The sequence below is a fragment of the Bergeyella anatis genome (assembly GCF_036016955.1).
Classification (GTDB): domain Bacteria; phylum Bacteroidota; class Bacteroidia; order Flavobacteriales; family Weeksellaceae; genus JAYWXI01.
On record NZ_JAYWXI010000101.1, the window covers coordinates 1 to 567 of the forward strand.

Genomic DNA, 567 nt, shown 5'->3' on the forward strand with positions numbered 1-567 from the left:
TAATGTGCTACTAAGAATAAAACACATCATTTTTAAGTATAACTCAAAGATAAATTCTGCAACTTTTGTGAAGCTAACTCCATATCTTTACTAATCTTTGTATTTGTAATTTTTGCATAAATTTCTGTGGTATGAATATGTTTATGTCCAAGCATTTTACTGATACTTTCTATTGGAATATCTTCAGTCAGCATCAAGGTGGCAAAGCTATGTCTTGCCCAATGGAAGGTAATGGGTTTATCTCGAAAAATTCCACATTCATTCATAATTATTTTGAGATATTTATTACAGGTACTATTACTCGGTACGGGAAGTAATGCACCATTTTTTCCTAAGCCTTCATACTTCTTTAAAATCATTTCTGGAATTTCCAATACTCGGACATTACAAGGTATTTTTGATTTTTGTCGCCGTTTGATGAGCCACTTATGACCATCAAAGAACTCTTGCAAATGGACAGAACTAAGTTGGTATATATCAATATACGAAAAACCTGTAAAACAACTAAAAAGGGCTAAATCCCTAACTAATTCTATGAGCTTTTTCATTCTTTCAGAAAAATCATCA

General features: G+C 31.6%; 1 protein-coding gene. It reads right to left on the reverse strand.

Annotated features, from left to right (window positions below; translation table 11 throughout):
* Positions 1–32: 32 nt before the first annotated feature.
* Positions 33–567 (reverse strand): site-specific integrase (locus tag VQ048_RS12435; protein WP_327611957.1); only part of this gene is annotated, 535 nt, incomplete at its 5' end.